General features: G+C 60.3%; 17 protein-coding genes and 3 pseudogenes. 5 read left to right on the plus strand and 15 right to left on the minus strand.

Translation table 11 applies throughout. The features are described from left to right. Window positions 1–15: 15 nt before the first annotated feature. From JFT80_RS23975 to zwf, 4 genes and pseudogenes are all read right to left on the minus strand, one after another. Window positions 16–90: pseudogene (locus JFT80_RS23975) on the minus strand (outer membrane lipoprotein carrier protein LolA); the annotation flags it as partial. A 130-nt stretch (window positions 91–220) separates the two neighbouring features. Further along, complete coding sequence (locus JFT80_RS08115; protein ID WP_201147529.1) at window positions 221–886, minus strand: bifunctional 4-hydroxy-2-oxoglutarate aldolase/2-dehydro-3-deoxy-phosphogluconate aldolase; 666 nt, start codon at window positions 884–886, stop codon at window positions 221–223. Window positions 887–903: 17 nt separating this feature from the next. Then, window positions 904–1,617 carry a 6-phosphogluconolactonase gene (pgl, locus tag JFT80_RS08120; protein WP_201147530.1) on the minus strand — a complete coding sequence of 238 codons (714 nt, stop codon included), beginning with the start codon at window positions 1,615–1,617 and terminating at the stop codon, window positions 904–906. Next, window positions 1,604–3,070: a glucose-6-phosphate dehydrogenase gene (gene zwf / locus JFT80_RS08125; RefSeq protein WP_201147531.1), complete on the minus strand. Its 1,467-nt coding sequence runs from the start codon at window positions 3,068–3,070 to the stop codon at window positions 1,604–1,606. The genes pgl and zwf overlap by 14 nt, the downstream gene beginning before the upstream one ends. A gap of 226 nt (window positions 3,071–3,296) precedes the next feature. Between zwf and JFT80_RS08130 the strand changes: the two genes are divergently transcribed. Continuing rightward, window positions 3,297–4,157, plus strand: coding sequence for a MurR/RpiR family transcriptional regulator (locus JFT80_RS08130; protein ID WP_171057240.1), 861 nt, complete (start codon window positions 3,297–3,299; stop codon window positions 4,155–4,157). Window positions 4,158–4,308: 151 nt separating this feature from the next. Here the strand turns inward: JFT80_RS08130 and JFT80_RS08135 are convergent, their stop codons facing one another. The 11 genes and pseudogenes from JFT80_RS08135 to edd form a co-directional block, all read right to left on the minus strand. Further along, window positions 4,309–5,157 carry a D-hexose-6-phosphate mutarotase gene (locus JFT80_RS08135; RefSeq protein WP_201147532.1) on the minus strand — a complete coding sequence of 283 codons (849 nt, stop codon included), beginning with the start codon at window positions 5,155–5,157 and terminating at the stop codon, window positions 4,309–4,311. Window positions 5,158–5,270: 113 nt separating this feature from the next. Then, window positions 5,271–6,617: a carbohydrate porin gene (locus JFT80_RS08140; protein ID WP_201147533.1), complete on the minus strand. Its 1,347-nt coding sequence runs from the start codon at window positions 6,615–6,617 to the stop codon at window positions 5,271–5,273. 70 nt (window positions 6,618–6,687) lie between these two features. Continuing rightward, window positions 6,688–7,848 carry an ABC transporter ATP-binding protein gene (locus JFT80_RS08145; protein ID WP_201147534.1) on the minus strand — a complete coding sequence of 387 codons (1,161 nt, stop codon included), beginning with the start codon at window positions 7,846–7,848 and terminating at the stop codon, window positions 6,688–6,690. A gap of 2 nt (window positions 7,849–7,850) precedes the next feature. Continuing rightward, complete coding sequence (locus JFT80_RS08150) at window positions 7,851–8,696, minus strand: carbohydrate ABC transporter permease (protein WP_007917872.1); 846 nt, start codon at window positions 8,694–8,696, stop codon at window positions 7,851–7,853. After that, window positions 8,689–9,597, minus strand: coding sequence for a carbohydrate ABC transporter permease (locus JFT80_RS08155; RefSeq protein ID WP_201147535.1), 909 nt, complete (start codon window positions 9,595–9,597; stop codon window positions 8,689–8,691). The genes JFT80_RS08150 and JFT80_RS08155 overlap by 8 nt, the downstream gene beginning before the upstream one ends. Window positions 9,598–9,749: 152 nt before the next feature. Beyond that, a complete protein-coding gene (locus JFT80_RS08160) occupies window positions 9,750–11,057 on the minus strand; it encodes an ABC transporter substrate-binding protein (protein ID WP_201147536.1) in 1,308 nt (435 codons plus the stop codon). Between the two features lie 116 nt (window positions 11,058–11,173). Continuing rightward, window positions 11,174–12,433: pseudogene (locus JFT80_RS08165) on the minus strand (AGE family epimerase/isomerase). Between the two features lie 233 nt (window positions 12,434–12,666). After that, window positions 12,667–14,137 (minus strand): annotated as a pseudogene (locus tag JFT80_RS08170) (ATP-binding protein). After that, a complete protein-coding gene (locus JFT80_RS08175) occupies window positions 14,127–14,858 on the minus strand; it encodes a response regulator (RefSeq protein WP_137218816.1) in 732 nt (243 codons plus the stop codon). The pseudogene JFT80_RS08170 and the gene JFT80_RS08175 overlap by 11 nt, the downstream one beginning before the upstream one ends. A gap of 173 nt (window positions 14,859–15,031) precedes the next feature. Continuing rightward, on the minus strand, window positions 15,032–15,982 hold the full coding sequence (locus tag JFT80_RS08180; RefSeq protein WP_201147537.1) for a glucokinase: 951 nt from the start codon (window positions 15,980–15,982) through the stop codon (window positions 15,032–15,034). Further along, on the minus strand, window positions 15,979–17,805 hold the full coding sequence (gene edd, locus JFT80_RS08185) for a phosphogluconate dehydratase (RefSeq protein WP_201147538.1): 1,827 nt from the start codon (window positions 17,803–17,805) through the stop codon (window positions 15,979–15,981). Before edd ends, JFT80_RS08180 begins: the two co-directional genes overlap by 4 nt. 220 nt (window positions 17,806–18,025) lie before the next feature. On the opposite strand from edd, the gene gap reads away from it, so the two are divergent. The 4 genes from gap to JFT80_RS08205 all read left to right on the plus strand — a co-directional run. Next, window positions 18,026–19,027, plus strand: coding sequence for a type I glyceraldehyde-3-phosphate dehydrogenase (gene gap, locus JFT80_RS08190; protein ID WP_201147539.1), 1,002 nt, complete (start codon window positions 18,026–18,028; stop codon window positions 19,025–19,027). Between the two features lie 175 nt (window positions 19,028–19,202). Beyond that, complete coding sequence (locus JFT80_RS08195; protein ID WP_201147540.1) at window positions 19,203–19,721, plus strand: RNA polymerase sigma factor; 519 nt, start codon at window positions 19,203–19,205, stop codon at window positions 19,719–19,721. Window positions 19,722–19,838: 117 nt separating this feature from the next. Then, complete coding sequence (locus tag JFT80_RS08200; protein WP_201147541.1) at window positions 19,839–20,804, plus strand: FecR domain-containing protein; 966 nt, start codon at window positions 19,839–19,841, stop codon at window positions 20,802–20,804. A 122-nt stretch (window positions 20,805–20,926) separates the two neighbouring features. After that, the coding region (locus JFT80_RS08205; RefSeq protein WP_201147542.1) for a TonB-dependent receptor at window positions 20,927–23,377 on the plus strand (2,451 nt) is incomplete at its 3' end.

The raw sequence follows: 23,377 nt of genomic DNA on the forward strand, positions 1-23,377 counted from the left end.
ACACCGCCCGCCTGCAGGAGCGAGCTTGCTCGCGAAAAACCTGAGACCGCCAAGGGGTGTCAGGTTTCCAGCGTTATCGTTAACGACCATCGCGAGCAAGCTCGCTCCTACAGGGTTATGGCGTAAACGGTGGGGCTTTCTTCAGACAAAAAAAACGGTGCACCGACCAAGCGCACCGTTAAAGCCGTAGAACACACAACGACGTGTCAGGTAAAACCAATCAGTCCAGCAGCGCCAACGCCTCGGCAGTGCATTCCTGGATGCGGGCCCAGTCGCCGTTCCTGATCCACTGCGGATCAAGCATCCAGCTGCCGCCCACGCACATCACGTTTTTCAGCGCCATGTAGCTTTTGATGTTGGCCGGGCTTACGCCGCCAGTCGGGCAGAACTTAACTTCGCCGAACGGACCGCCCAAGGCTTTGATCGCCGCGACGCCACCGCTGACTTCAGCCGGGAACAGTTTGAAGCGGCGATAACCCAGACCGTAGCCTTCCATGATGCCGGAGGCGTTGCTGATGCCTGGCAACAGCGGAATCGGGCTGTCGACGCTGGCTTCGAGCAGATCACGGGTGATGCCCGGGGTGACGATGAATTGCGAACCCGCTGCTTCAGCCGCCGCGAGCATGTTGCGATCCAATACGGTGCCGGCGCCGGTCATCAGCTCCGGACGTTGCTCACGCAGGATCTGGATGGCCTTGAGGCCGAACTGCGAGCGCAGGGTCACTTCCAGCGCGGTCAGGCCACCGGCGGCCAGGGCGTCGGCCAGCGGCAGCACGTCCTGTTCACGGGCGATGGTGATTACCGGCAGGATCCGCGCCTTGGCGCAGAGGCTGTCAATCAGGGCAACTTTGTCCGCCATGGAAACGGTCGGGGATGGGATTGTCATAGCGGCTGTTCCTTGGCTCATGGGCACCAGTAAATCTCTAACGTAGGTTGCAGAAACGCGCGAATCGGCATGACGCCGACATCGTCACCGGCCAATGCGGCACTCAGGGTGGTCAGCTTGGACTGACCGGAAATCGATAGAACAGTGGTCTCGGCCGAAGCCAGCAGCGCACGACTCATGGTCAGGCGCTGATGCGGCACGGTCGGTGCCAGCATCGGGTAGCAGCGTCGAGTGCCATCGGCTGCCAATGCTTCAGCCAGGTTCGGGCTGTTGGGGAACAGCGACGCGGTATGACCGTCATCGCCCATGCCGAGTATCAGCACGTCGATCGGCGGCAACTCTGCCAACAGGCGATCGGCTTGCTCGGCGGCCAGTTCCAGGTTCGCCGTGGCGCTGTACAGGCTCAGGAACTGCGCCTTGGCCGCCGGGCCTTGCAGCAGGTAGCGCTTGAGCAGCCCGGCATTGCTGTCGGCATGCTCGACCGGCACCCAGCGCTCGTCGGCCAGGGTGACAACCACCTTGGACCAGTCGAGCTTTTGCCTGGCCAGGTTCTGGAAAAATGCCACCGGGCTACGGCCACCGGACACCACCAGCGTCGCGGTGCCGCGAGCATCAATAGCGTCACTCAGCTGCTTGGCCACATTCAGTGCCAAGGCATCGGCCAACAGCGCCGGGCTCTTGTACTCATGGGCGCTGACGCCCTGAGGCAGTTTCAAATCAGATATCGCCATACCACGACCTCCCGTCCCGCGTGATCAGTGCAATGGAGCTCATGGGGCCCCAGGACCCGGCCGCGTACGGCTTGGGCGCATCACCGGATTTTTTCCACCCGGCGATCAACTGGTCACACCACTTCCACGCGGCTTCGATTTCATCTTTACGGACAAACAGGTTCTGATTGCCGTTCATCACTTCCAGCAACAACCGCTCGTAGGCATCGGGGATCCGCGCGCTACGCCAGGTATCGGAAAAATTCAGCTGCAACGGACCGCTGCGCAGCTGCATGCCCTTGTCCAGGCCCTGCTCTTTGGTCATCACGCGCAGCGAAATACCTTCGTCCGGTTGCAGGCGGATGATCAGTTTGTTGCTGATCTGCAGGCGCTGCTCCGGGGCGAAGATGTAGTGCGACGGTTCTTTGAAGTGGATGACGATCTGCGACAGTTTCTGCGGCATGCGCTTGCCGGTGCGTAGGTAAAACGGTACGCCGGCCCAGCGCCAGTTGCGGATGTCGGCACGCAGGGCGACGAAGGTTTCGGTGTCGCTCTGGGTGTTGGAATTCGGTTCTTCGAGGTAGCCCGGTACCGATTTGCCTTCGCTGTAACCGGCGATGTACTGACCGCGCACAACCTGCGTGGTCAGGCCTTCCGGGCTGATCGGTGCCAGCGCCTTGAGCACTTTTACTTTCTCGTCACGGATGCTGTCGGCGGACAAATCGGCCGGCGGGTCCATGGCGATCAGGCAGAGCAACTGCAACAGGTGATTCTGAATCATGTCACGCAGTTGGCCTGCCTTGTCGAAGTAACCCCAGCGGCCTTCGATGCCAACCTTCTCGGCCACGGTGATTTCCACGTGAGAGATGTAATTCTGGTTCCACTGGGTTTCGAACAGGCTGTTGGCGAAACGCAGGGCAATCAGGTTCTGAACGGTTTCTTTGCCCAGATAATGGTCGATGCGGTAGGTACGGTTCTCCGGGAAGAACTGCGCCACGGCGTCGTTGACCTTGCGCGAGGACTCCAGATCGGAACCGATCGGCTTTTCGAGGACCACGCGGGTATTTTCCGCCAGACCGACTTTCGCCAGGTTCTCGCAAATCGCGCCGTACACCGCTGCCGGCGTGGCGAAGTAGGCAATCATGCGTTGCGTGCTGCCAGCCAGTTCGGCCAGCGCGACATAGTCTTCTGCCTTGAGGAAGTCGACGTGCAGGTAGGTCAGGCGAGCGAGAAAACGCTCGGCGACGGCTTCGTCCAGCTCTTTGCCGACGTAGCGGCGCAATTCGGCGGCGATGAACGCCATGTGCTGCTGCTCGCTGCCTGCTTCACGGGCCAACGCGATGATGCGCGTGTCCTCGTGCAACAAGTCAGCGCCATCGAGGTGATAAAGGGCAGGAAACAGCTTGCGCAGGGCCAGATCGCCAAGAGCGCCGAACAAGGCAAAGGTGCACGGTTCAACCGTAATCGAAGGCATGATGTTTGTTCTTTTATCAAGTTAAGCTACAAATACCTTTTTTCAAGGCATCACTCAAGGGAAAATGTAGTAATAACCACAACATTTTCGCAAAATACAGATTCCGAGTGGTGGTCGGTCGGAGCCATCAGTAGGATAGGCCACCGTTACGGGCCATATCAAAGGCCCAATTTGCATAGCCCGGCGCAACTTTGCGCAGGTGAATTAGGAATTCCATATGGACCGCGTGCGAAATTTACTGGAACAGATCCAGAGTCGCCTTGAAGACCTGAACAAGGCCGAACGCAAAGTCGCCGAGGTGATCCTGCTCAACCCGCAGCAGGCCACCCGCTTCAGCATCGCCGCCCTCGCCCAGGCCGCGTCGGTGAGCGAACCGACGGTCAATCGTTTCTGCCGTTCATTCGGTGTCAGCGGTTATCCCGAGCTCAAGCTGCAACTGGCGCAGAGCCTGGCCAGCGGCGCGGCGTATGTCAGCCGTGCGGTGGAAGCCGATGACAATCCCGAGGCGTACACGCAAAAGATTTTCGGCAGCGCCATCGCATCCCTGGACAGTGCTTGCCAGGCGCTGGACCCGAACCTGATCAGCCGCGCCGTCGACCTGTTGATTCAGGCGCGGCAGATCCACTTCTTCGGCCTCGGCGCTTCTGCACCGGTGGCGCTGGATGCGCAGCACAAATTCTTCCGCTTCAACCTTGCGGTCACGGCGCACGCCGATGTGTTGATGCAGCGGATGATTGCTTCGGTGGCGCACACCGGTGAACTGTTCGTGATCATTTCCTACACAGGCCGCACCCGTGAGCTGGTCGAGGTTGCGCGCATTGCTCGCGAGAACGGCGCTTCGGTGTTGGGTTTGACGGCGGAGAACTCGCCGCTGGCCAAGGCCAGTACCTTGAGCCTGAACATTCCGCTGCCGGAAGACACCGACATCTATATGCCGATGACCTCGCGGATCATTCAGTTGACGGTGCTGGATGTGCTGGCGACGGGGATGACGCTGCGTCGCGGGGTGGATTTCCAGCCGCATCTGCGCAAGATCAAAGAGAGCTTGAACGCCAGCCGGTATCCGGTGGGTGACGAGTTTAACTAAGCCCAACATCGGTGTTGCCTGGTCGGGCCTCATCGCGGGCAAGCCCGCTCCCACAGAGATCGTCAGTAAGCATGGATTTGTGTGCTTCGCAGATCCTTGTGGGAGCGGGCTTGCCCGCGATGAGGCCAGCCGCAACACCACCCATTCCGATCTAAGCACCCACCCGCGCCTGCAAACTCAAATTCGCCCGCTCTCCCGGCGCCAGTCCCCGCCCACCGCCACTCGCCGCCTCGACACAGACGAATTCAGACATTTCGTTCCAGCTCACTCCCAGCAACGGCCGCGTCCCCGGGTGCCAGACCACGGTGTTTGCGTCATCCCCGGTATCGATGCACAACTGCCGCTGCCAGACAGGGTCCTTGAGCTGTAATTCGCCCTCGTGCTGGAACACGCGCTGGCAGCCACCATCCACCCGCAGTTCGCCTTCCTGCTGGCATGCCTGGCGGTTCAACTGGTCGTAACCTTGCACCCCATCGAGCCCAGACAGCGCTACCTCACCCACGTCGCCAATACGCCAGTAGGCATGCAAAGCCTGACTCAACTGACACGGCAGGCTGTCCTGGTGCTCAGTCGCCAGGCGCAGGTCCAGGCGCTCGCCAAGGTGTGCGTGCAGGTCGACCTGCCAGTCGCACAGCTGCAATTGCCAATGCAGGCGCACGCCGTCATCGGCGCTGCTGCTGTCGAGCAACTTCCAGTCGAGCAGTCGTGCCCAGCCATGCGACGGCCACGCGTTTTCGCTGGGATGACGGCCATACCACGGCCAGCAAACCGGCACCCCGCCGCGGATCGCACCGACATGCGGCCACTTTGCCGCACACCACAACCACGGCTTTTGCCCACGCGGCTGAAAGTGCAGCAACTGCGCACCCTGACGACTGAACACCGCCTGACACAGCGGATGATCGATCACCAACACGTCGCGCATCTGATAGCGCTCCCAGGCGAACACCGGTTGTTCGCGCAGGGATTTGAAGAAGCGTTGTAGCGGATGCTCATGCATTTGCCACGGTCCTGAAAATCATCTGTTACCGGGAAGTGCTCGCCCCAAAAAAAGCGGACAGCCTTGGCTGTCCGCAAATATGCGCACATAGAGAGGAGCTTATCGCAGACGCGTTAGAACACCGACTGAATTTTCAGGCCAGCGACCAATGCGTTGTCCACTGCATCCACACCGCCCGGGTGAGTGATGTATTGCAGGTTAGGACGTACGGTCAGCCAGTTGGTGACGTGGAAGCCGTAGTTGATCTCGTAGTTGTATTCGGTTTCACGAATCGGCGAGAACACCGGGTTGTCGTAGTCCGAAACACCGTTGGAAACGTTAAGCAACTCGGCGTTTTTCTTCACGTCGTCGTTGACGTGGATACGCGCCGCGCCGATACCGACGTCATCCTTGGGGCGCGCGTTGAACGGGCCTTTGTAGACCAGCATCAGGTTCTGATAGTTGTCCACGACGTTGGTGTCCTTGTCATGGAAGGTGGCGTTGGCCGCGATGCTCAGGCCACGGCTCTTGTCGCCATTGTGGTCGGTGAGCTGTTGCTGGGCCACGAACCAGTAGCCGGACTTGCTGCTGTGGCTGCGGTACGCATCACCGCTGACGGCCGCGTCGTTGCCGTTGGCGTCTTCACGAACGTCGTCGGCCTTGGCGGTGCTTTTGTAGTAACCGACGCGGTACTCGCCCGGCAGGCTGTTGACGTTTGGCGACCACACCAACTCGACTGGAATGATGGTGCCCTTGGTGCCGCTGCCGCTGAGCTTGAAGCCGTTGCCGGTTTCCAGTTGCGACGGGTTCTGGTTGTACGCGCCGATCTGCGCGTAAAGCTCGTCGTTGATGTTGTACTTCACGCGGATCGCCGCCTGGCTGACCGGCCAGTTGTACCAGATGCCGCCCACCCAGTTACCCACTTGCGAGCCGCAGAACGCCAGGTTCTGGAAGTCGCACGGGAAGGTGTTGAAGTCTTCGCCTTCGCCGAAGTAACCGGCCTTGACGTCCAGGGCGCCATCGAAATACTTCTGCTTGACCCACAATTGCGTCAGGCGCCAGGTCTGACCCCGGCCCCAGACTTCCTGGGAAGAACTGAAGGTGCCAGCCCGTGGATCGCCGATGCGATCGTTGGAGATGTTCTTGCCGCTACGCTCGGTGATCGCCAGTTTGAACTCGGCGTCTTTCCAGCCGAAGATCTTTTCCAGGTCCAGTTGCGCCCCCAGGGCAAACTGGTCGCTGTAGCGCGCCGTGGTGTCATCGTTGTAACCGCCCTTGAGGTTGGAGCCGACTTCGCCCACGTACTCCAGCGTGAAATCGTAGCCCGCCTCGATCAGCTTGGTCCGCTCACCACCCCAGTCGCCCGTCATCCACTTCGACTCGGGGCTGAACGCTTCAGCGGCGTGCACGGTGCCAGCCAGGCTCATCGCCGCAATCGCTGACAATTGGCAGATCAGCTGAGCGTTGTTCTTCTTTTTCATCCCTACATCCTCGTCTTTATTGTTATTAACTGTTTTTATCTAACGCGGTTTACACATCCTCGTTCCTGCATCAGCGACCCTTGAACTGGGCGACGTTGGCGCTGTGGGCTTCGGCTTTTGGTTGGCCGGCAGTGCCGAGGCGCTCACCGGTATTGGCATCAAACAACAACACTTTCGACGGATCGAATTGCAGGGTCAGGGTCTCGCCGACATTCGGCGCGACGTCCGGCGCCAGGCGGCAGCACACCTTGGTGTCGTTGAGGTTGACGAACACCAGGGTGTCGGGGCCGGTCGGTTCGGTGACCTGGACCTCCGCGCGAATGGTCGGCAGCCCGTTCGGCTCGTTGCCCGCCAGGACGATCTGTTCCGGGCGCAGGCCGAGGATCACTTCGCGATCTTCAAGCCCGGCGTCCTGCATGCTCATCGGCAGTTCACAACGCGCCTGACCGCTGTCGAGCAGCGCCAGCAGACGACCGTCCTTGCGTTGCAGACGCAGCGGAATGAAGTTCATCGGCGGCGAACCGATGAAGCTCGCCACGAACAGGTTGGCCGGGTCGTTGTAGATCTCTTTCGGCGTACCGAACTGCTGAATGATGCCGTCCTTCATCACCGCCACTTTGTCGCCCAGGGTCATCGCTTCGATCTGGTCGTGGGTCACGTAGACCGTGGTGGTTTTCAGGCGCTGGTGCATCAGTTTCATTTCGGTACGCATCTCGACGCGCAGCTTGGCGTCGAGGTTGGACAGCGGTTCGTCGAACAGATAGATCTTTGGACGACGCGCCAGGGCCCGGCCCATGGCCACGCGCTGTTGCTGACCACCGGAGAGCTGACCCGGTTTACGGTTCAGCAAATGTTCGATCTGCAGCAGCTTGGCGACACGCGCGACTTCTTCGTCGATCGCCGACTGGGCCATTTTGCGAATCTTCAGACCGAACTCGATGTTCTCGCGCACGCTCATGGTCGGGTACAGCGCGTAGGACTGGAACACCATGGCGATGTCGCGATCTTTCGGGCTCATGCCGCTGACGTCCTGGTCACCGATCATGATCGCGCCGCCAGTGATGGTTTCCAGACCGGCGATGCAGTTCATCAACGTCGATTTGCCGCAGCCCGACGGGCCGACGAGGATCAGGAATTCGCCTTCCTTGATCGACAGTTCGATGTTCTTCAGGGTGTCCGGCAGGCCGGCACCGTAGGTCTTGTTTACGTTGCGAAGTTCGAGCGTTGCCATGATTACCCCTTGACCGCGCCGGCCGTCAGCCCGCGCACGAAATACTTGCCTGCGACCACATAGACCAGCAGGGTCGGCAGGCCGGCGATCATCGCCGCTGCCATATCAACGTTGTATTCCTTGGCGCCGGTGCTGGTGTTGACCAGGTTGTTCAGCGCCACCGTGATCGGTTGCGAATCACCGCTGGAGAACACCACACCGAACAGGAAGTCGTTCCAGATCTGGGTGAACTGCCAGATCAGGCAGACCATGATGATCGGCGTCGACATCGGCAGAATGATCCGCCGGAAAATCGTGAAGAAACCCGCGCCATCAAGGCGTGCGGCTTTCACCAGCGCATCCGGGATGCTCACGTAGTAGTTACGGAAGAACAGCGTAGTAAACGCCAGACCGTACACCACGTGGATAAACACCAGGCCGGTGGTGGTGCTCGCCAGGCCCATTTTGCCGAGGGTGAACGAGGCCGGCAGCAGCACGGTCTGGAACGGCAGGAAGCAGCCGAACAACAGCAGACCGAAGAACAGCTGCGAACCACGGAAGCGCCAGAACGACAGCACATAACCGTTCAACGCGCCGATGGCGGTGGAGATGATCACGGCCGGAACGGTGATCTTGATCGAGTTCCAGAAGTAACCGTCAACCGTGGCCCAGGCCTTGACCCAGCCGATGCCGCTGACCACGGTTGGCCAGCTCAGCAGGTTGCCGGTGCTGATGTCTTCCGGGGTTTTGAAGCTGGTCAGCAACATGACCACCAGCGGCACCAGATAAAGCAGCACGGCGAGGATCAGCACCGCGTAGATCGCGATGCGACTCAGGCTGATAGCAGGTTTGGCAGCGAGACTAGTCATTGCGCTTGGTCCTCAGCTCGGAATACAGGTAAGGCACGATGATCGCGAGGATCGCACCGAGCATCAGAATCGCACTGGCCGAGCCCATGCCCATCTGGCCGCGACTGAAGGTGAAGGAATACATGAACATCGCTGGCAGGTCGGAGGAATAACCCGGACCACCGGCGGTCATCGCCGCGACCAGGTCGAAGCTCTTGATCGCGATATGCGCGAGGATCATTACCGCACTGAAGAACACCGGACGCAGGCTTGGCAGCACCACTTTCCAGTAGATCATCGGCATGCTCGCGCCATCGATCTGTGCAGCACGGATGATCGATTGATCAACGCCACGCAGGCCGGCAAGGAACATCGCCATGATGAAGCCCGATGCTTGCCAGACAGCGGCGATCACCAGGCAATAAACCACGCGATCAGGGTCGATCAGCCAGTCGAGACGGAAGCCTTCCCAGCCCCAGTCACGCAACAATTTGTCCAGGCCCATGCCCGGGTTGAGCAGCCATTTCCATGCGGTACCGGTGACGATCATCGAGAGCGCCATCGGGTACAGGTAAATGGTGCGGATAAAGCCTTCGCGACGGATGCGCTGGTCGAGGAACACCGCCAGCAGCACACCAATCACCAGCGTGATGCCGATGAACATGCCACCGAACACCGCGAGGTTTTTGCTCGCAACCCACCAGCGGTCGTTGTCCAGCAACCGGGTGTATTGCTGCAGGCCGACCCATTTGTAGCTCGGCATGAAGCTGGAGTTGGTGAAGGACAGGACGAATGTCCAGATGATGTAACCGTAGAAACCAACCAACACGATGAGCATGCTCGGCGCGAGTACCAACTTGGGTAACCAGCGTTGCAGCGCATCGAACGGTGAGGCTTTGCTGAAAACCGCCACAGAGCTCATCGGGATAATCCAGGTTTAGATTTAAGGATCGGAGTGTGATCCCCCGTAGGAGCTGCCGCAGGCTGCGATCTTTTGATTTTGTTTTTTACAATCAAGATCAAAAGATCGCAGCCTGCGGCAGCTCCTACCAGGGGCTCACTCGCTGTCGGGGATTACTGGGCCGCTTTGACAGCCGATGCCAGTTGGGCGCTGGCCTTGGCCGGGTCAGCGTCCTTGTCGTTCATGAAGTTGGTGACCACGTCGAAGATCGCGCCCTGCACGGCCAGGGAGGTGGCCATGTTGTGCGCCATGCTCGGTTGCAGGCCGCCGGTCTTCTCGTCAGCCAGGAAGTCCTTGGCTGCGGTCTGGGCGCAGGAATCGAAGCCCAGGGCGCTCATGTCGTTGAGCATGTCGGTGCGCACCGGGATCGAGCCTTTGTTCATGCTGAAGACTTTCTGGAAATCGGTACCCAGGGCGACCTTGGCCAGGTCTTGCTGAGCGGCGATGTCGCCTTTGCGATCGGCCTTGAGCTTGAACACGGCCAGGGAATCGATGTTGTAGGTAAAGGCTTTTTCGGTGCCCGGAAACGGCACGCACTGGTAGTCCTTGCCGGCGACTTTCTTCGCCGCCGTCCATTCGCTTTTCGCCCAGTCGCCCATCATCTGCATGCCGGCCTTGCCGTTGATGACATCGGCGGCAGCGATGTTCCAGTCACGACCGGCGCGGTTCTGGTCCATGTAACCGGTGAGCTTTTTCAGCTCGGTAAAAGCCTTGGTCATTTCAGCGCCAGACAGGGTTTTCTGGTCCAGGTCTACCAGGGCTTTCTTGTAGCCGTCGGCGCCCATGGTCGAGAGCACCACGTCTTCGAATACCGTGCTGTCCTGCCAAGGCTGACCGCCGTGGGCCAGCGGAATGAAGCCCGCGGCTTTCAGCTTGTCGCCCGCAGCGTAGAATTCTTCGAGGGTGGTCGGGTTCTTGGTGATACCGGCTTTCTTGAAGACTTCCGGGTTGATCCACAGCCAGTTCACACGGTGAATGTTCACCGGCACGGCCACGTAATCACCGTCGTACTTCACGGTATCGGAGACTTTCTTGTCGAGCAGGCTGTCCCACTTCTCTTCTTTGGCAACGTCTTTCAGAACGTCGGTGTCGAGCAAGCCGGTGCTGCCCCATTCCTGAATGTCCGGGCCCTTGATCTGGGCAACGCCTGGCGGGTTACCGGCAACGGCACGGCTTTTCAGCACGGTCATGGCAGTCGCACCGCCACCACCGGCGACAGCGCCGTCTTTCCAGGTGAAACCGTCTTTTTCGACTTGGGCCTTGAGCACATCAACGGCAGCTTTTTCGCCACCAGACGTCCACCAGTGCACGACTTCGACCGAACCTTTGGATTCGGCAGCGGAAACACTGAGAGGCAGAATTGCGAGCGGGAACAGGGAGGCGACAGAAATGACAGTAGCGAGGCGAGAAATCGCATTCATCTGAGATGTACCTTTCTTGTTGTTATGCATGCAAGTCTGGTGCTTGCGCTGCATGGATTTTAAACAGGAGTCAGCCCTCGCAGGTAACGAAGGGACGCGCGAATGTCACCACATGGTTACACAGGACTGCTCTGGGACACCCACCCCAGAGCGGTGGCCAGGCTCGGAGCCAGGGGCAGGCCGGGAATGAGGACGGCCTGCCAGGCGTGATACAGATCGGGTTTTCCGGGCCAGATATCGGCACTGGGAACGTTTTGCGGGTCCAGTTCGTGATGCCAGCTGCCCGCTTCGCGATCGATGAAGTGACGGTCACAGAATTCCCAGAACAGCCGGTACCAGGCTTCGTACTGGCTGTCGCCGGTGCGCTTGAGCAATGCGCTGGCGGCGGCGCTGGCCTCGCAATGGGTCCAGTGCAGACGGTGCCGCACCACCGGGCGATTGCCCCAGTCGAGGGTGTAGACGATGCCCGGCAAACCATCGACGTCCCAGCCGTTGCGGCAGTTGTTCTCGAAGAGTTTTTGCGCGTCGGTGGCGAGCCAACCCGGCGTGAGCATACCCGCCTGCACCCGCGCTGCTTCGAGGTGCAGTAACAGCCGCGCCCACTCGAAACCATGGCCCGGGGTGGTGCCGTAAGGACGGAAACCGTCGGCGGGATTGTCATGGTTGTATTCGCGCAGCGGTTGCCAGTCGCGATCGAAATGCTCGATGACCATGTAACCGTTGGCGGCGGCGTGACCGTGAATCACCCGCTCGACGATACGTTGCGCACGCACCAGCCAGCGCGTGTCCTCGGTGACATCGGCCAGCGCGAGGAATGCCTCGGTCGCGTGCATGTTGCTGTTGGCGCCGCGATAGGCTTCTTCTTCGCTCCAGTCGCGGTTGAAGAATTCGCGCATGGCGCCCTCTTCTTCGCTCCAGAAACAGGTGTCGATGATGTCGATGGCGTCATCCAGCAATGCCTGTGCGCCGGGACGTTTGGCGACCACGGCCGAACTGGCGGCCAGGGCGACGAAGGCATGCAGATAGGCGTTTTTGCCGGTGTTGTCATCGCGGTGTTCGGCGACGGCGAACCAGCCACCATGCTCGGCATCGCGCATTGGGCCGCTGAGGGCCTTGACGCCATGGTCTACCAGCTCGGCAAAGCCCGGCAGGCCCTGGATGTGTAGCCATGGCAAAGCTGTGGGTCATGCGTGCGGTGTTCATGGTTTCGGCGCGGGCATTGGCCGGAAGGCGGCCCTTTCATCAAGGTTGCCGAAGCCCTCAGGCAGTCTGGAGGCTTTAGCGAACGCCAGCAGACGCAAGCCTTCGGCGGCCAGCCATTGCTGATGCGCGTGGGCGTTCAGCCAGCTGCTGAAGGCAGGTTGGAAGGTGTGCATGGTGTGCCTTTTTTGTTGTTATGACTGGGGGCAGTCTAAACAACGGGGAGTGGCGGGCTTGTAACGAAGGGGTGGGTTATGTCACCACTTTGTGACATTTGATCTGGGCATAGGTTGGATCGACTGACGCCTTCGCGGGCAAGCCCGCTCCCACGGGGTTATGCACACAATTTGAGAATGCAGGTAATCCTGTGGGAGCGGGCTCGCCCGCGAAGAACGATTACGCGGTATACCTAATCAACACTACGCGGCAACTGTAACGTCACCCGCAAACCACCTTCACGCAGGTTCTGCAGGCTGACTTCGCCGCCATGACTGTGGGCGATGTTGCGCGCAATGCCCAACCCCAAGCCCATAACCCTGCTGCTGCCCCGCCAAGCGAAAGTGCGGTTCGAACACCTGCTCCAGCCGCTGCTCCGGCACCCCCGGCCCTTCATCGTCGACGTGCAGGACAAACGCACTCTCATCGTCATCGATATGCAAATGCGCGTTCTGCCCATACTTCAGTGCGTTGTCGATCAGGTTGCCAATGCAACGCTTCAACGCCAAAGGCTTGCCCGAATACGCCGCCAGCGCACGCCCGTGCTGGGTCACGCGACCATTGCCGTTGGGCGCCAGATACGGCTCGACCAGACAATCGAGCACATGGTTGAGATCCACCGGTTCGATGTTCTCGTGGATATCGGTGTCTTTCACGCATTGCAGCGCGCCTTTGACCAGCAGCTCCAGCTCATCCAGATCACGGCCGAACTTCGCTTGCAACGCCTCGTCCTCAAGCAACTCGACGCGCAAGCGCAAACGCGTGATCGGCGTGCGCAGGTCATGGGAAATCGCGCTGAACAATTGGCTGCGTTCTGTCAGGTAACGGCTGATGCGTTCGCGCATGCTGTTGAACGCGCGACCCACTTCCACCACTTCACTGCCGCCGCCCTCAGCCACCGGCTCGACGTCGGCGCCCAGCGACATATCCCGCGCGGCACGCGCCAGACGCTTGAGCGGCCGACTCTGCCAGTGCACCAGCAGGCCGATGAACAGCAGCAAAAAGCCGCTGGTTAGGACGATGAACCATACCTGTTGCGACGGCAGCCCTTGTTCTTCAAGGCTGGTGTACGGCTCGGGCAACAGCGAGGCGATGTACAGCCATTCGCCCGGCGCCATTTGAATCTGCGTGACCAGCACCGGCGGGTTCACCGGCTCAAGGGTCAGCGCGTAATGCGCCCAGGAGCGTGGCAACTCGTCGAGTTTCAGGCCGCCGTTGAAAATTCGCAGGTCCTCGGGGCTGACGAAGGTCACGGAGATGTCCGCGTCCTGTCCCAGGGACTGGCGCAACACTTCGTCCACCGCCTTGAGCACCGCCGCTTTACGCGGGGTAATCGGCAGCACTTCCATGCCCAGGGGTTTGTCGTTGAGCGTCACGACAAAACGGGTGCCGCCCATGCTGCGCAACTGATCGAGGACCAGCGGCCTGAAGGCGACGGGCAGGGATCGAAAGTAACTGACGCTGGCGGTCATTGAGTGCGCGAGGCTGCGGGCACTGGTGACCAGGCCTTCAAGCTGGGTAGCACGCAGCTGCGACACCCAGATCACGCTCGACAATGTCTGCGCAAACAACACCGCCAACAGTGTCAGCAGCAACATCCGCCCCAGCAGCGAACGCGGCACCGGCACCCTGGCCGCCAGTTTGCGCAGGAACTCAGTGACCATTGCTGGCAACCACATTGGCTGCCAGCTGATAGCCGCTGCCGCGCACGGTGCGGATCAGCCGTGGCGGTTTTTCCGTGTCGCGCAGGCGTTGGCGCAAACGACTGACCGCCATGTCGACGATGCGATCGAGCGGCATCAGGTCGCGGCCACGGGTGGCGTTGCCGATGGTGTCGCGGTCGAGAATTTCCTGGGGATGATCGAGAAACAACTTGAGCAGGGCGAAGTCGGCGCCGGACAGGATCACTTCTTCGCCATCAGTGTGGAATAGCCGATGGCTGACCATGTCGAGCCGCCACTCGTCGAACGCCAGCACCTCACTGCCACTGCGTTCCTGGCCAAATTGCGCACGACGCAGCAATGCCTTGATGCGCGCTTGCAGTTCGCGGGGGCTGAAGGGTTTGCCGAGGTAGTCGTCGGCACCGAGTTCCAGACCGATCACGCGGTCGGCTTCGTCGGAACTGGCGGTGAGCATGATGATCGGCACCTGCGCCTGACGCGGATGCTGACGCACCCAACGGCAGAGGCTGAAGCCATCTTCGTCGGGCAGCATGACGTCGAGGATCACCAGATCGCTCGGCGCCTCATTGAGTGCCTGGCGGAAACTGGCGCCATCGGCGGTGGCCCGCACCTGAAACCCGGCGCGGGTCAGGTAGGTTTCCAGCAACTCGCGTATTTCCTGGTCGTCATCGACCAACAATATCGACTTGTTGACTGAGCTCACGGGGCGGCATCCTTGTTGTTGGAATTGGGGCGGATTATGCCTGATGAACCTTGGAAATTTGTTGTCTGTTCTGGCCCCATCGCTGGCAAGTCCCACACAAGGTAATGCGCACATTTTCAGATGCAGGTAATCCTGTGGGAGCGTGGCTTGCCCGCGATGGAGGCGACGCGGTTTCAGGCCTGTTCGAGCGCCACACCCGCCCCCATCAACCCGGAATACGGCGCTGTCACCAGCCACACAGGAATGCCTTTGAAATAATCGCTCATGCAACCCTTGTCGGCAAAGCTGCGGGCGAAACCACTTTCGAGGAAGAAATCGGCAAACCGTGGAATCACCCCACCCACGATGTACACACCGCCGCGACCGCCAGTAGTCAGTACGTTGTTACCGGCCACACGCCCGAGCCAGCAGCAGAACTGTTCCAGCACTTCCAGCGCAATCGGGTCGCCCGCGAGGCCCGCAGCCGTGATCGACTCCGGGGTGTCGAGCACCGCTTCGTGACCATCCACCGCGCAGATCGCCCGGTAAACACGCGGCAATCCACCACCGCTCAACGCCGTTTCCGCGCTGACATGGCCGATCTCGTTGTGGATGTGCTGCCACAGCTGTGTTTCACGCGGGCTGCTCAGCGGCAGATCAACGTGACCGCCCTCGCCCGGCAAGGCGGCAAAACGCCCGGCGCCCAAGTCAAGCAAGGTGCCGACCCCCAGGCCGGTGCCCGGACCGATGACCACTGCCGGCCGCAACGGCTCCGGCGTGCCTGGGCAAACGACACGAAACTCGTCCGGCTGCAATCGGGTCATGCCCAGCGCCATCGCCGAGAAGTCATTGACCAGCAACAACTGCTCGACCTGCAAGGCCTGGCAAAACGCCTTGCGACTCAGCCGCCAGTGGTTGTTGGTGAACCTGAATTCATCGCCGCTGACCGGACCTGCCACCGACAGGCACACCGAACCGATTGCACCCGGCGCCAGACCGAGCCCGCTCAGATAGAGGCTGATCGCCTCTTCCGGGCTGGCGTGGTCGGCGGTAGCCAAGACCTCAACCGATTCCAGTTGTTGGTTTTTCCACAACGCGAACCGAGCGTTGGTGCCTCCGATATCACCGACCAAAGCCAGTTTCAATTAAGCGTCTCCAGGGCAGAAGTGAAGGCGCTGGCGCCCTGCTCCGCCGAGCTGAAGGCCAAACGCATGAAACCAAACAGTTCGCGACCGCTGCCGATGTTATTGCCCAACAGGCCCTTGGCAGGTTCGCGCGCTGCAAATTCGTCGGCGTCCACCTTAAGCTCCAGGGTGCCTTTGACGCCATCGACGCGGATGATATCGCCCTCTTGCACCCGGGCCAAAGCGCCGCCGACATAAGCTTCAGGGCTGACGTGAATCGCCGCCGGAATTTTCCCCGAAGCGCCGGACATGCGTCCGTCAGTCACCAGCGCGACTTTGAAGCCGCGATCCTGCAGCACGCCGAGGAACGGCGTCATCTTGTGCAACTCGGGCATACCGTTGGAGCGCGGGCCCTGGAAGCGCATCACCGCGACAAAATCTTTTTCCAGCAGGCCAGCCTTGAACGCATCGGCCAGATCCTGTTGATCCTGGAACACCATCGCCGGCGCTTCGACGATCTGGTTTTCCAACGCAACGGCAGAAACCTTCATCACACCGCGACCGAGGTTGCCCTCCATCACGCGCAAACCGCCCTCCGTGGAGAACGCGCGAGCGACTGGACGCAGGATGTTTTCGTCGAGGCTGTCGACCGGGCCTTCGCGCCAGACCAGCTCGCCGTTATCCAGGAAAGGCTCCAGGGTGTAGCGGCTCAGACCATGACCCAGCACGGTGTTGACGTTTTCATGGAGCAACCCGGCCGCCAACAGTTCGCGGATCAGGAATGACATGCCGCCCGCGGCCTGGAAGTGGTTGATGTCAGCTTTGCCGTTCGGATAAACGTGGCTCAGGGTTGGCACGACTTCAGAGAGGTCGGCCATGTCCTGCCAGGTCAGTTGAATGCCCGCAGCCATGGCGATGGCCGGCATGTGCAGGGTGTGGTTGGTCGAGCCACCGGTGGCGTGCAGCGCGACGATCGAGTTGACCAGCGACTTCTCGTCGACGATTTCGCCGATTGGCATGAAGTTGCCGTTCTGCTTGGTCAGGCGCGTCACTTGATGCGCGGCTTCGCGGGTCAGCGCATCACGCAGCGGCGTGTTCGGGTTGACGAAAGAGGCACCCGGCAAGTGCAGGCCCATCACTTCCATCAACAACTGGTTGGTGTTGGCGGTGCCGTAGAAGGTGCACGTACCCGGGCTGTGGTAGGACTTCATCTCCGATTCCAGCAGCTCTTCGCGGGTTGCCTTGCCTTCGGCGTATTTCTGCCGCACGTCGGCTTTTTCCTTGTTGGAAATCCCCGAGACCATCGGCCCGCCCGGTACGAAGATCGTCGGCAGATGACCGAAGCGCAGCGAGCCCATCATCAGGCCTGGCACGATTTTGTCGCAGATGCCGAGCATCAGCGCGCCATCGAACATGTTGTGGGACAGCGCCACAGCGGTCGACATGGCGATCACTTCGCGGCTCGGCAGGCTCAGCTCCATGCCTGGCTCGCCCTGGGTCACGCCGTCGCACATCGCCGGAGTGCCGCCAGCGAACTGGCCGACCGAGCCGATTTCGCGCAGGGCATTCTTGATTTGCTCGGGAAACACTTCGTACGGCTGATGCGCCGAGAGCATGTCGTTATATGAAGAAACAATGGCGATGTTCGCCGAGTTCATCATCCGCAGGCTGTGCTTGTCTTCGCTGCCGCAGCCGGCCACGCCGTGGGCGAAGTTGGCGCATTGCAGCTTGCCGCGCATCGGGCCATCCGTCGCGGCGCCGCGAATCAGTGCAAGGTAAGCCTGACGCGTGGCGCGGCTGCGGGCGATAAGCCGTTCGGTGACCTCAAGAACGCGGGGATGCATGTGTAGAACTCCAGGCTAACGGATGTGGCGACCTGATTGTCTATGCTGATCAAACGCCGTTGTCGTTGGAATGACAGACGGTTTTTTTGACCATTCGGACCAGTTGATTCAGGTCACTCGTTGTAGATAAAACAAAATATTGCCACTAAAAAGGCTTGTTTTCTATTTTTATGCGAATAATCTTGTAATTCCAACAACAAAACGACGGCGGCGCTGTTCCATGACTCTACGAATCGCAATCAATGGTTTTGGCCGCATCGGCCGTAATGTCCTACGCGCACTGTATACCCAAGGCTATCGACAGGATTTGCAGATCGTCGCCATCAACGATTTGGGCGACAGCTCGATCAACGCTCATCTGCTCAAATACGACACCGTTCACGGCACGTTCGACGCACAGGTCGAGCATGACAACGAAAGCCTGACAGTCAACGGCGACCGCATTGCAGTCAGCGCGATCCGCAACCCGGCCGAGTTGCCATGGGCTGCGGAAAAAATCGACGTGGTATTCGAATGCACCGGTCTCTTTACCGACCGGGCCAAAGCCGCTGCGCATATTACTGCCGGCGCACGCAAAGTAATCATCTCGGCCCCGGCCAAAGGCGCCGATGCCACCGTCGTTTATGGTGTGAACCATGACATTTTGCGCCAGTCGCATCAGATCATCTCCAACGCTTCGTGCACCACCAACTGCCTGGCGCCGGTGGCGCAGGTGCTGCACCGCGAGCTGGGAATCGAAAGCGGTCTGATGACCACGATTCATGCTTACACCAACGACCAGAACCTGACCGACGTCTACCACACCGACCCGTACCGCGCGCGTTCGGCCACGCAGAACATGATCCCGAGCAAGACCGGCGCCGCCGAAGCGGTGGGCCTGGTGCTGCCGGAGCTGGCGGGCAAACTGACCGGCATGGCCGTGCGGGTGCCGGTGATCAATGTGTCCCTGGTCGATCTGACCGTGCAACTCAAGCGCGAAGCCTCGGCGGATGAGGTCAACGCTCTGCTCAAGGCTGCGAGCCAGCATTCGAAAATTTTGGGTTACAACACGTTGCCGCTGGTTTCCAGCGACTTCAACCACAACCCGCTGTCGTCGATCTTCGACGCCAACCACACCAAATCCAGCGGCAAATTGCTGAAAGTACTGGCTTGGTACGACAACGAATGGGGCTTCTCCAACCGCATGCTGGATAACTGCCTGGCGCTGTGTAACGCGGAATAAATCGGCAACTCACCACGAATTTCCGTAGGAGCTGCCGCAGGCTGCGATCTTTTGACAGCCAAATCAAAAGATTGCAGCCTGCGGCAGCGCCTGCACAGATTTTCACGATTAAGCGCTTGACCATGACAGTAGATGATAAGCATTATCATTCGCTCGAAATGGATCAGGTTCCCCCGTGAGTCAATCGCGCTTCAACCACGTCTTCCTCACCCAGCGCACCTCGCTTCTGCGCACGCTGGAACGGATGGTCAACAATCACAGCACCGCTGAAGACCTGCTGCAGGAAACCTACCTGCGCGTGACGCGGGCGCTGAGCGAGCGGGCCATCGATCATCTTGAACCCTTTGTTTTCCAGACTGCGCGCAATCTGGCCCTGGACCATTTGCGTGCGCGGCGCATCCAGTCGCGCACTCTGGTCGATGACGTGCCACCGGACGTGGTTGAAAGTGTCGCCGCCCCCGCCAGCAGCGCCGAAGACGCCGCCCACGCCGAACAGATGCTGGAGCGCTTGAACGTGAGCCTCAGTGAACTCAGCGCCCGTCAGCAGCAGATTTTCATCCTCAGCCGCCTGCACGGGCACAGCTATCAGGAAATCGCCGATGAACTGAGCGTTTCCCTCAGCACCGTGCAGAAAGAATTGAAACTGATCATGTCCATTTGCATTGGCGTTGCCGAACGCCTGAATGGCGACTGAACGATCCGGCACACATCAGGATCGACTGCACTGATCATTGGGCTTTGTTACCCTTGCCCGACTTTTACGCTTCACTTAAAAAAAACAGCCGTGCGCAGACACCGCCGAGGAAACACCGTGACGGACACCCACCGCTCGCCTTCGCCAGACTTGGCGCAGGACGCTGCAAACGCAATGGACCAGGCGCTGGACTGGCTCATCGTGCTCGGCAGCCCGGACGAGGAGCAAACCCGGCAGTTCCATGCCTGGCTGGCGGCTGATCCCTTGAATGCCGAGGCGTTCACCAAGGCGCAGGCGATCTGGGACGGCCCGCAAGTGATGCTGAGTGCGCAGACACTGGCGGCCCGGCCGCCAAAGGTATCGGTACTGTCGCGCTTGCGCCCGCACTGGAAACCGCTGGCCACCGCGGCGGTGCTGGTTCTCGGTCTGTTCAGTTTCAGTAATTTGCCGATGCGCCTTCAGGCCGATCATCTGACCGTGGTCGGTGAGCGCCAGCGCCTGCAACTGGAGGACGGCTCGAAAGTCCTGCTCAACACCAACTCCGCATTCTCCAGCACCATCAACGATCAACAGCGCGTCGCGCGGCTGTATCAGGGCGAAGCGTTTTTCGAAGTGGCTGGCAGCCGCAATCAACCGCTGGAAATCGATGCCGGCCCGGTCAAGGCCAGCGTGCGCGACACCGCGTTCGCCGTGCGTTATCTCGATGGCGTGGCGCAGATCAACGTGCAACGCGGCGATGTCGATTTGCGCGCCACGCACAACGATAGCCACGTGCGCTTGTCGGCGGGGGAAAGCATTCGCATCGGCCCCAACGGTTTCGACCGCCCGGCCAAACTCGATGCCGCCACCGATCTGGCCTGGGTACAGGGCCGACTGGTGTTCGAGAACTGCCCGCTGAACCAGGTGCTGGCCGAACTGCGCCGCTACTATCCGGGCTGGATCATCAACAACAACGAGCAATTGGCCGACGTCGCCGTGACCGGCAATTACCGCCTCGATCAACCGCTCGACGTGGTCCGTTCCCTCGCCCACATCACCTCCGCGCGCTTGCAGGAATTCCCCGCGCTGGTGATCTTGAACTAAATGAGAATTATTTTTACTCGATAGCCGAAGCAGGTACGTCTAGTTATAGCCAATGCAATTGATTCGCATCACGCGATGCCAATCTGCACCTATAAAGATTCGTGCGACACGGAGCGCTATCGATGTCCTCACGCCTTACCCGCCAGACCTCTTCCCCTTCCCGCGTATTGTCGCTGCTGACCGCTGCCATCCTCATGGCCGGCACCGCACCGCTGATGGCTGCCACCGACGGCCAACAGACCCGCAACATCGGTGACTACGCCTTCGCCATTCCCCAGCAATCCCTGGTGTCGGCGCTGAATGCGTTTACCGCTGTGACGGGCTGGCAGGTCGGGTTTTCCGCCGAGCTGGCGCAGGGGGTGGCCTCGCCCGGCGTGCGCGGCTCCCTGCCGCCGGAAACCGCCCTCGATCGCCTGTTGGTGGGGACCAACCTGAGCTATCGCAAACTGGGCAACAACAACATCGTCCTGGAGTTGCGCAACAACACCGGCGCGCTGAACCTGCAGCAGGTAACCATCAGCGCGACCCGCCAGGAACAGGACGTGAGCAGCGTACCGAGCACGGTCACGGTGCACACCCGTGAAGAACTTGACCGCAACAACGTCAATTCCATCAAGGACCTGGTGCGCTATGAGCCAGGCGTATCCGTAGGTGGTACAGGGCAGCGCTCAGGCATCACCGGCTACAACATCCGTGGCATCGATGGCGACCGGGTGCTGACCCAGGTCGACGGTGTACAAGTGCCTGACGGTTTCTTTAACGGCCCCTACGCCCAGACCAATCGCAACTACGTCGACCCGGAAATCGTCAAGCGCGTAGAGATCCTCCGCGGCCCGGCCTCGGTGCTGTATGGCAGCAACGCCATCGGTGGTGCAGTCAGCTACTACACCCTCGACCCGAACGACATCATCAAACCCGGCCAGGATGTCGGCGCTCGCTTGAAGACCGGCTACAGCTCGGCCGACGAAAGCTGGCTGACCTCCGGCACCGTCGCCGGGCGCACTGGCGACTTCGATGGCTTGCTGCACCTGAGCCAGCGCAACGGGCATGAAACCGAGTCCTATGGCGAGACCGGCGGCACCGGGCTCAATCGCACCGAAGCCAACCCGGAAGACGTGCGTACTACCAACATCCTCGCCAAGCTGGGCTGGGACTATGCCGAGAACGGGCGATTCGGTCTGACTTACGAGCACTACAAGGACGACCGTGACACCAACCAGCTGAGTGCAGTGGGCGGACCGTTTAACGCCGGGCGCGGTTTTGGTTTTTATAAAGCGCGCAGCGGCAACGAAACCATTACCCGCGAGCGCTTTGGCCTTGAGCACCGCTTCGGCCTCGACAGCGCGCTCGCCGACAACATCAAATGGACCCTGAACTACCAGATCGCCAAGACCGATCAGAGCACCCAGGAAATCTACGCGCCGTCGCGCACCGTGCTGCGTAATCGCAACACCACCTACAAGGATCGCCAGTGGGTGTTCGATGCCCAGGCCGACAAGGCGTTTGCCGTCGCCGCAACCGATCACCTCGTCACCTACGGCACCACCTTCAAGCAGGACAAAGTCACCGGCCTGCGCACCGGCGACGGCACCTGTCTGAGCGTGGGCGGGGCCTGCCGGGTGATCGGAGCGCCGAGCGCCGCCGACACCCTGACCCCGGCCAGCGATTTCCCGGACCCGACCATCAACACCTATAGCCTGTTTGCCCAGGATCAGATCAGCTGGAACAACTGGACCTTCCTGCCAGGCCTGCGCTACGACTACACGCAGCTCAAGCCGCACATCACCGAGGAATTCCTGGCCACCGCCGACCAGAGCGGCAATGGCGAGGTGAATGACAGCACCAAGACCTGGCATCGCCTGTCGCCGAAGTTTGGCACCACTTACCAGTTCAACGACCACTACACCTGGTACGGCCAGTACGCCGAAGGCTTCCGCACACCGAGTGCCAAGGCCCTGTACGGCCGCTTCGAAAATACCTCCGGCGGTTATCAGGTCGCCCCCAACCCCAACCTCGAACCGGAAAAGAGCAAGAGCTACGAAACCGGCCTGCGTGGCCAGTTTGAAGCCGGCAACTTCGATGTGGCGGTGTTCTATAACAAGTACCGCGACTTCATCAACGAAGATGCCGTCACCCCCGGCTACAGCGAGCTGACCTTCCAGTCGAGCAACATCAAGCACGCGACCATCAAGGGTGCGGAAGTCAAAGGTCGTCTGAACCTGGATTCCTTTGGCGCCCCGCAAGGCCTGTACACCCAAGGCTCGATTGCCTACGCCTACGGTCGCAACAACGACAACGGCGAGCCGCTCAACAGCGTCAACCCGCTGACCGGCGTGTTCGGCCTGGGTTACGACCAGGACAACTACGGCGGCCTGCTGAGCTGGACCGTGGTGAAGAAAAAGGATCGCGTCGACGACAGCAACTTCAAGTCGCCGGATGGCGTCAGCAATCAGTTCAAGTCGCCTGGCTTCGGCATTCTTGATCTGGCCGGGTACTACAAAGTCACCGACGACGTCACCGTCAGCGGCGGCATTTACAACCTGACCGACAAGAAATACTGGCTGTGGGATGAC

Origin of the sequence: Pseudomonas sp. TH10 (genome assembly GCF_016651255.1) — a bacterium.
In the GTDB taxonomy this organism is placed as follows: Bacteria; Pseudomonadota; Gammaproteobacteria; order Pseudomonadales; family Pseudomonadaceae; genus Aquipseudomonas.

Bases quoted from the DNA above. Each gene is read 5' to 3' on its own strand.
- edd (WP_201147538.1), bottom strand. From the start codon at position 17,805: ATGCATCCCCGCGTTCTTGAGGTCACCGAACGGCTTATCGCCCGCAGC.
- JFT80_RS08115 (WP_201147529.1), bottom strand. From the start codon at position 886: ATGACAATCCCATCCCCGACCGTTTCCATGGCGGACAAAGTTGCCCTG.
- JFT80_RS08150 (WP_007917872.1), bottom strand. From the start codon at position 8,696: ATGACTAGTCTCGCTGCCAAACCTGCTATCAGCCTGAGTCGCATCGCG.
- JFT80_RS08145 (WP_201147534.1), bottom strand. From the start codon at position 7,848: ATGGCAACGCTCGAACTTCGCAACGTAAACAAGACCTACGGTGCCGGC.
- JFT80_RS08155 (WP_201147535.1), bottom strand. From the start codon at position 9,597: ATGAGCTCTGTGGCGGTTTTCAGCAAAGCCTCACCGTTCGATGCGCTG.
- zwf (WP_201147531.1), bottom strand. From the start codon at position 3,070: ATGCCTTCGATTACGGTTGAACCGTGCACCTTTGCCTTGTTCGGCGCT.
- JFT80_RS08140 (WP_201147533.1), bottom strand. From the start codon at position 6,617: ATGAAAAAGAAGAACAACGCTCAGCTGATCTGCCAATTGTCAGCGATT.
- gap (WP_201147539.1), top strand. From the start codon at position 18,026: ATGACTCTACGAATCGCAATCAATGGTTTTGGCCGCATCGGCCGTAAT.
- pgl (WP_201147530.1), bottom strand. From the start codon at position 1,617: ATGGCGATATCTGATTTGAAACTGCCTCAGGGCGTCAGCGCCCATGAG.
- JFT80_RS08160 (WP_201147536.1), bottom strand. From the start codon at position 11,057: ATGAATGCGATTTCTCGCCTCGCTACTGTCATTTCTGTCGCCTCCCTG.
- JFT80_RS08135 (WP_201147532.1), bottom strand. From the start codon at position 5,157: ATGCATGAGCATCCGCTACAACGCTTCTTCAAATCCCTGCGCGAACAA.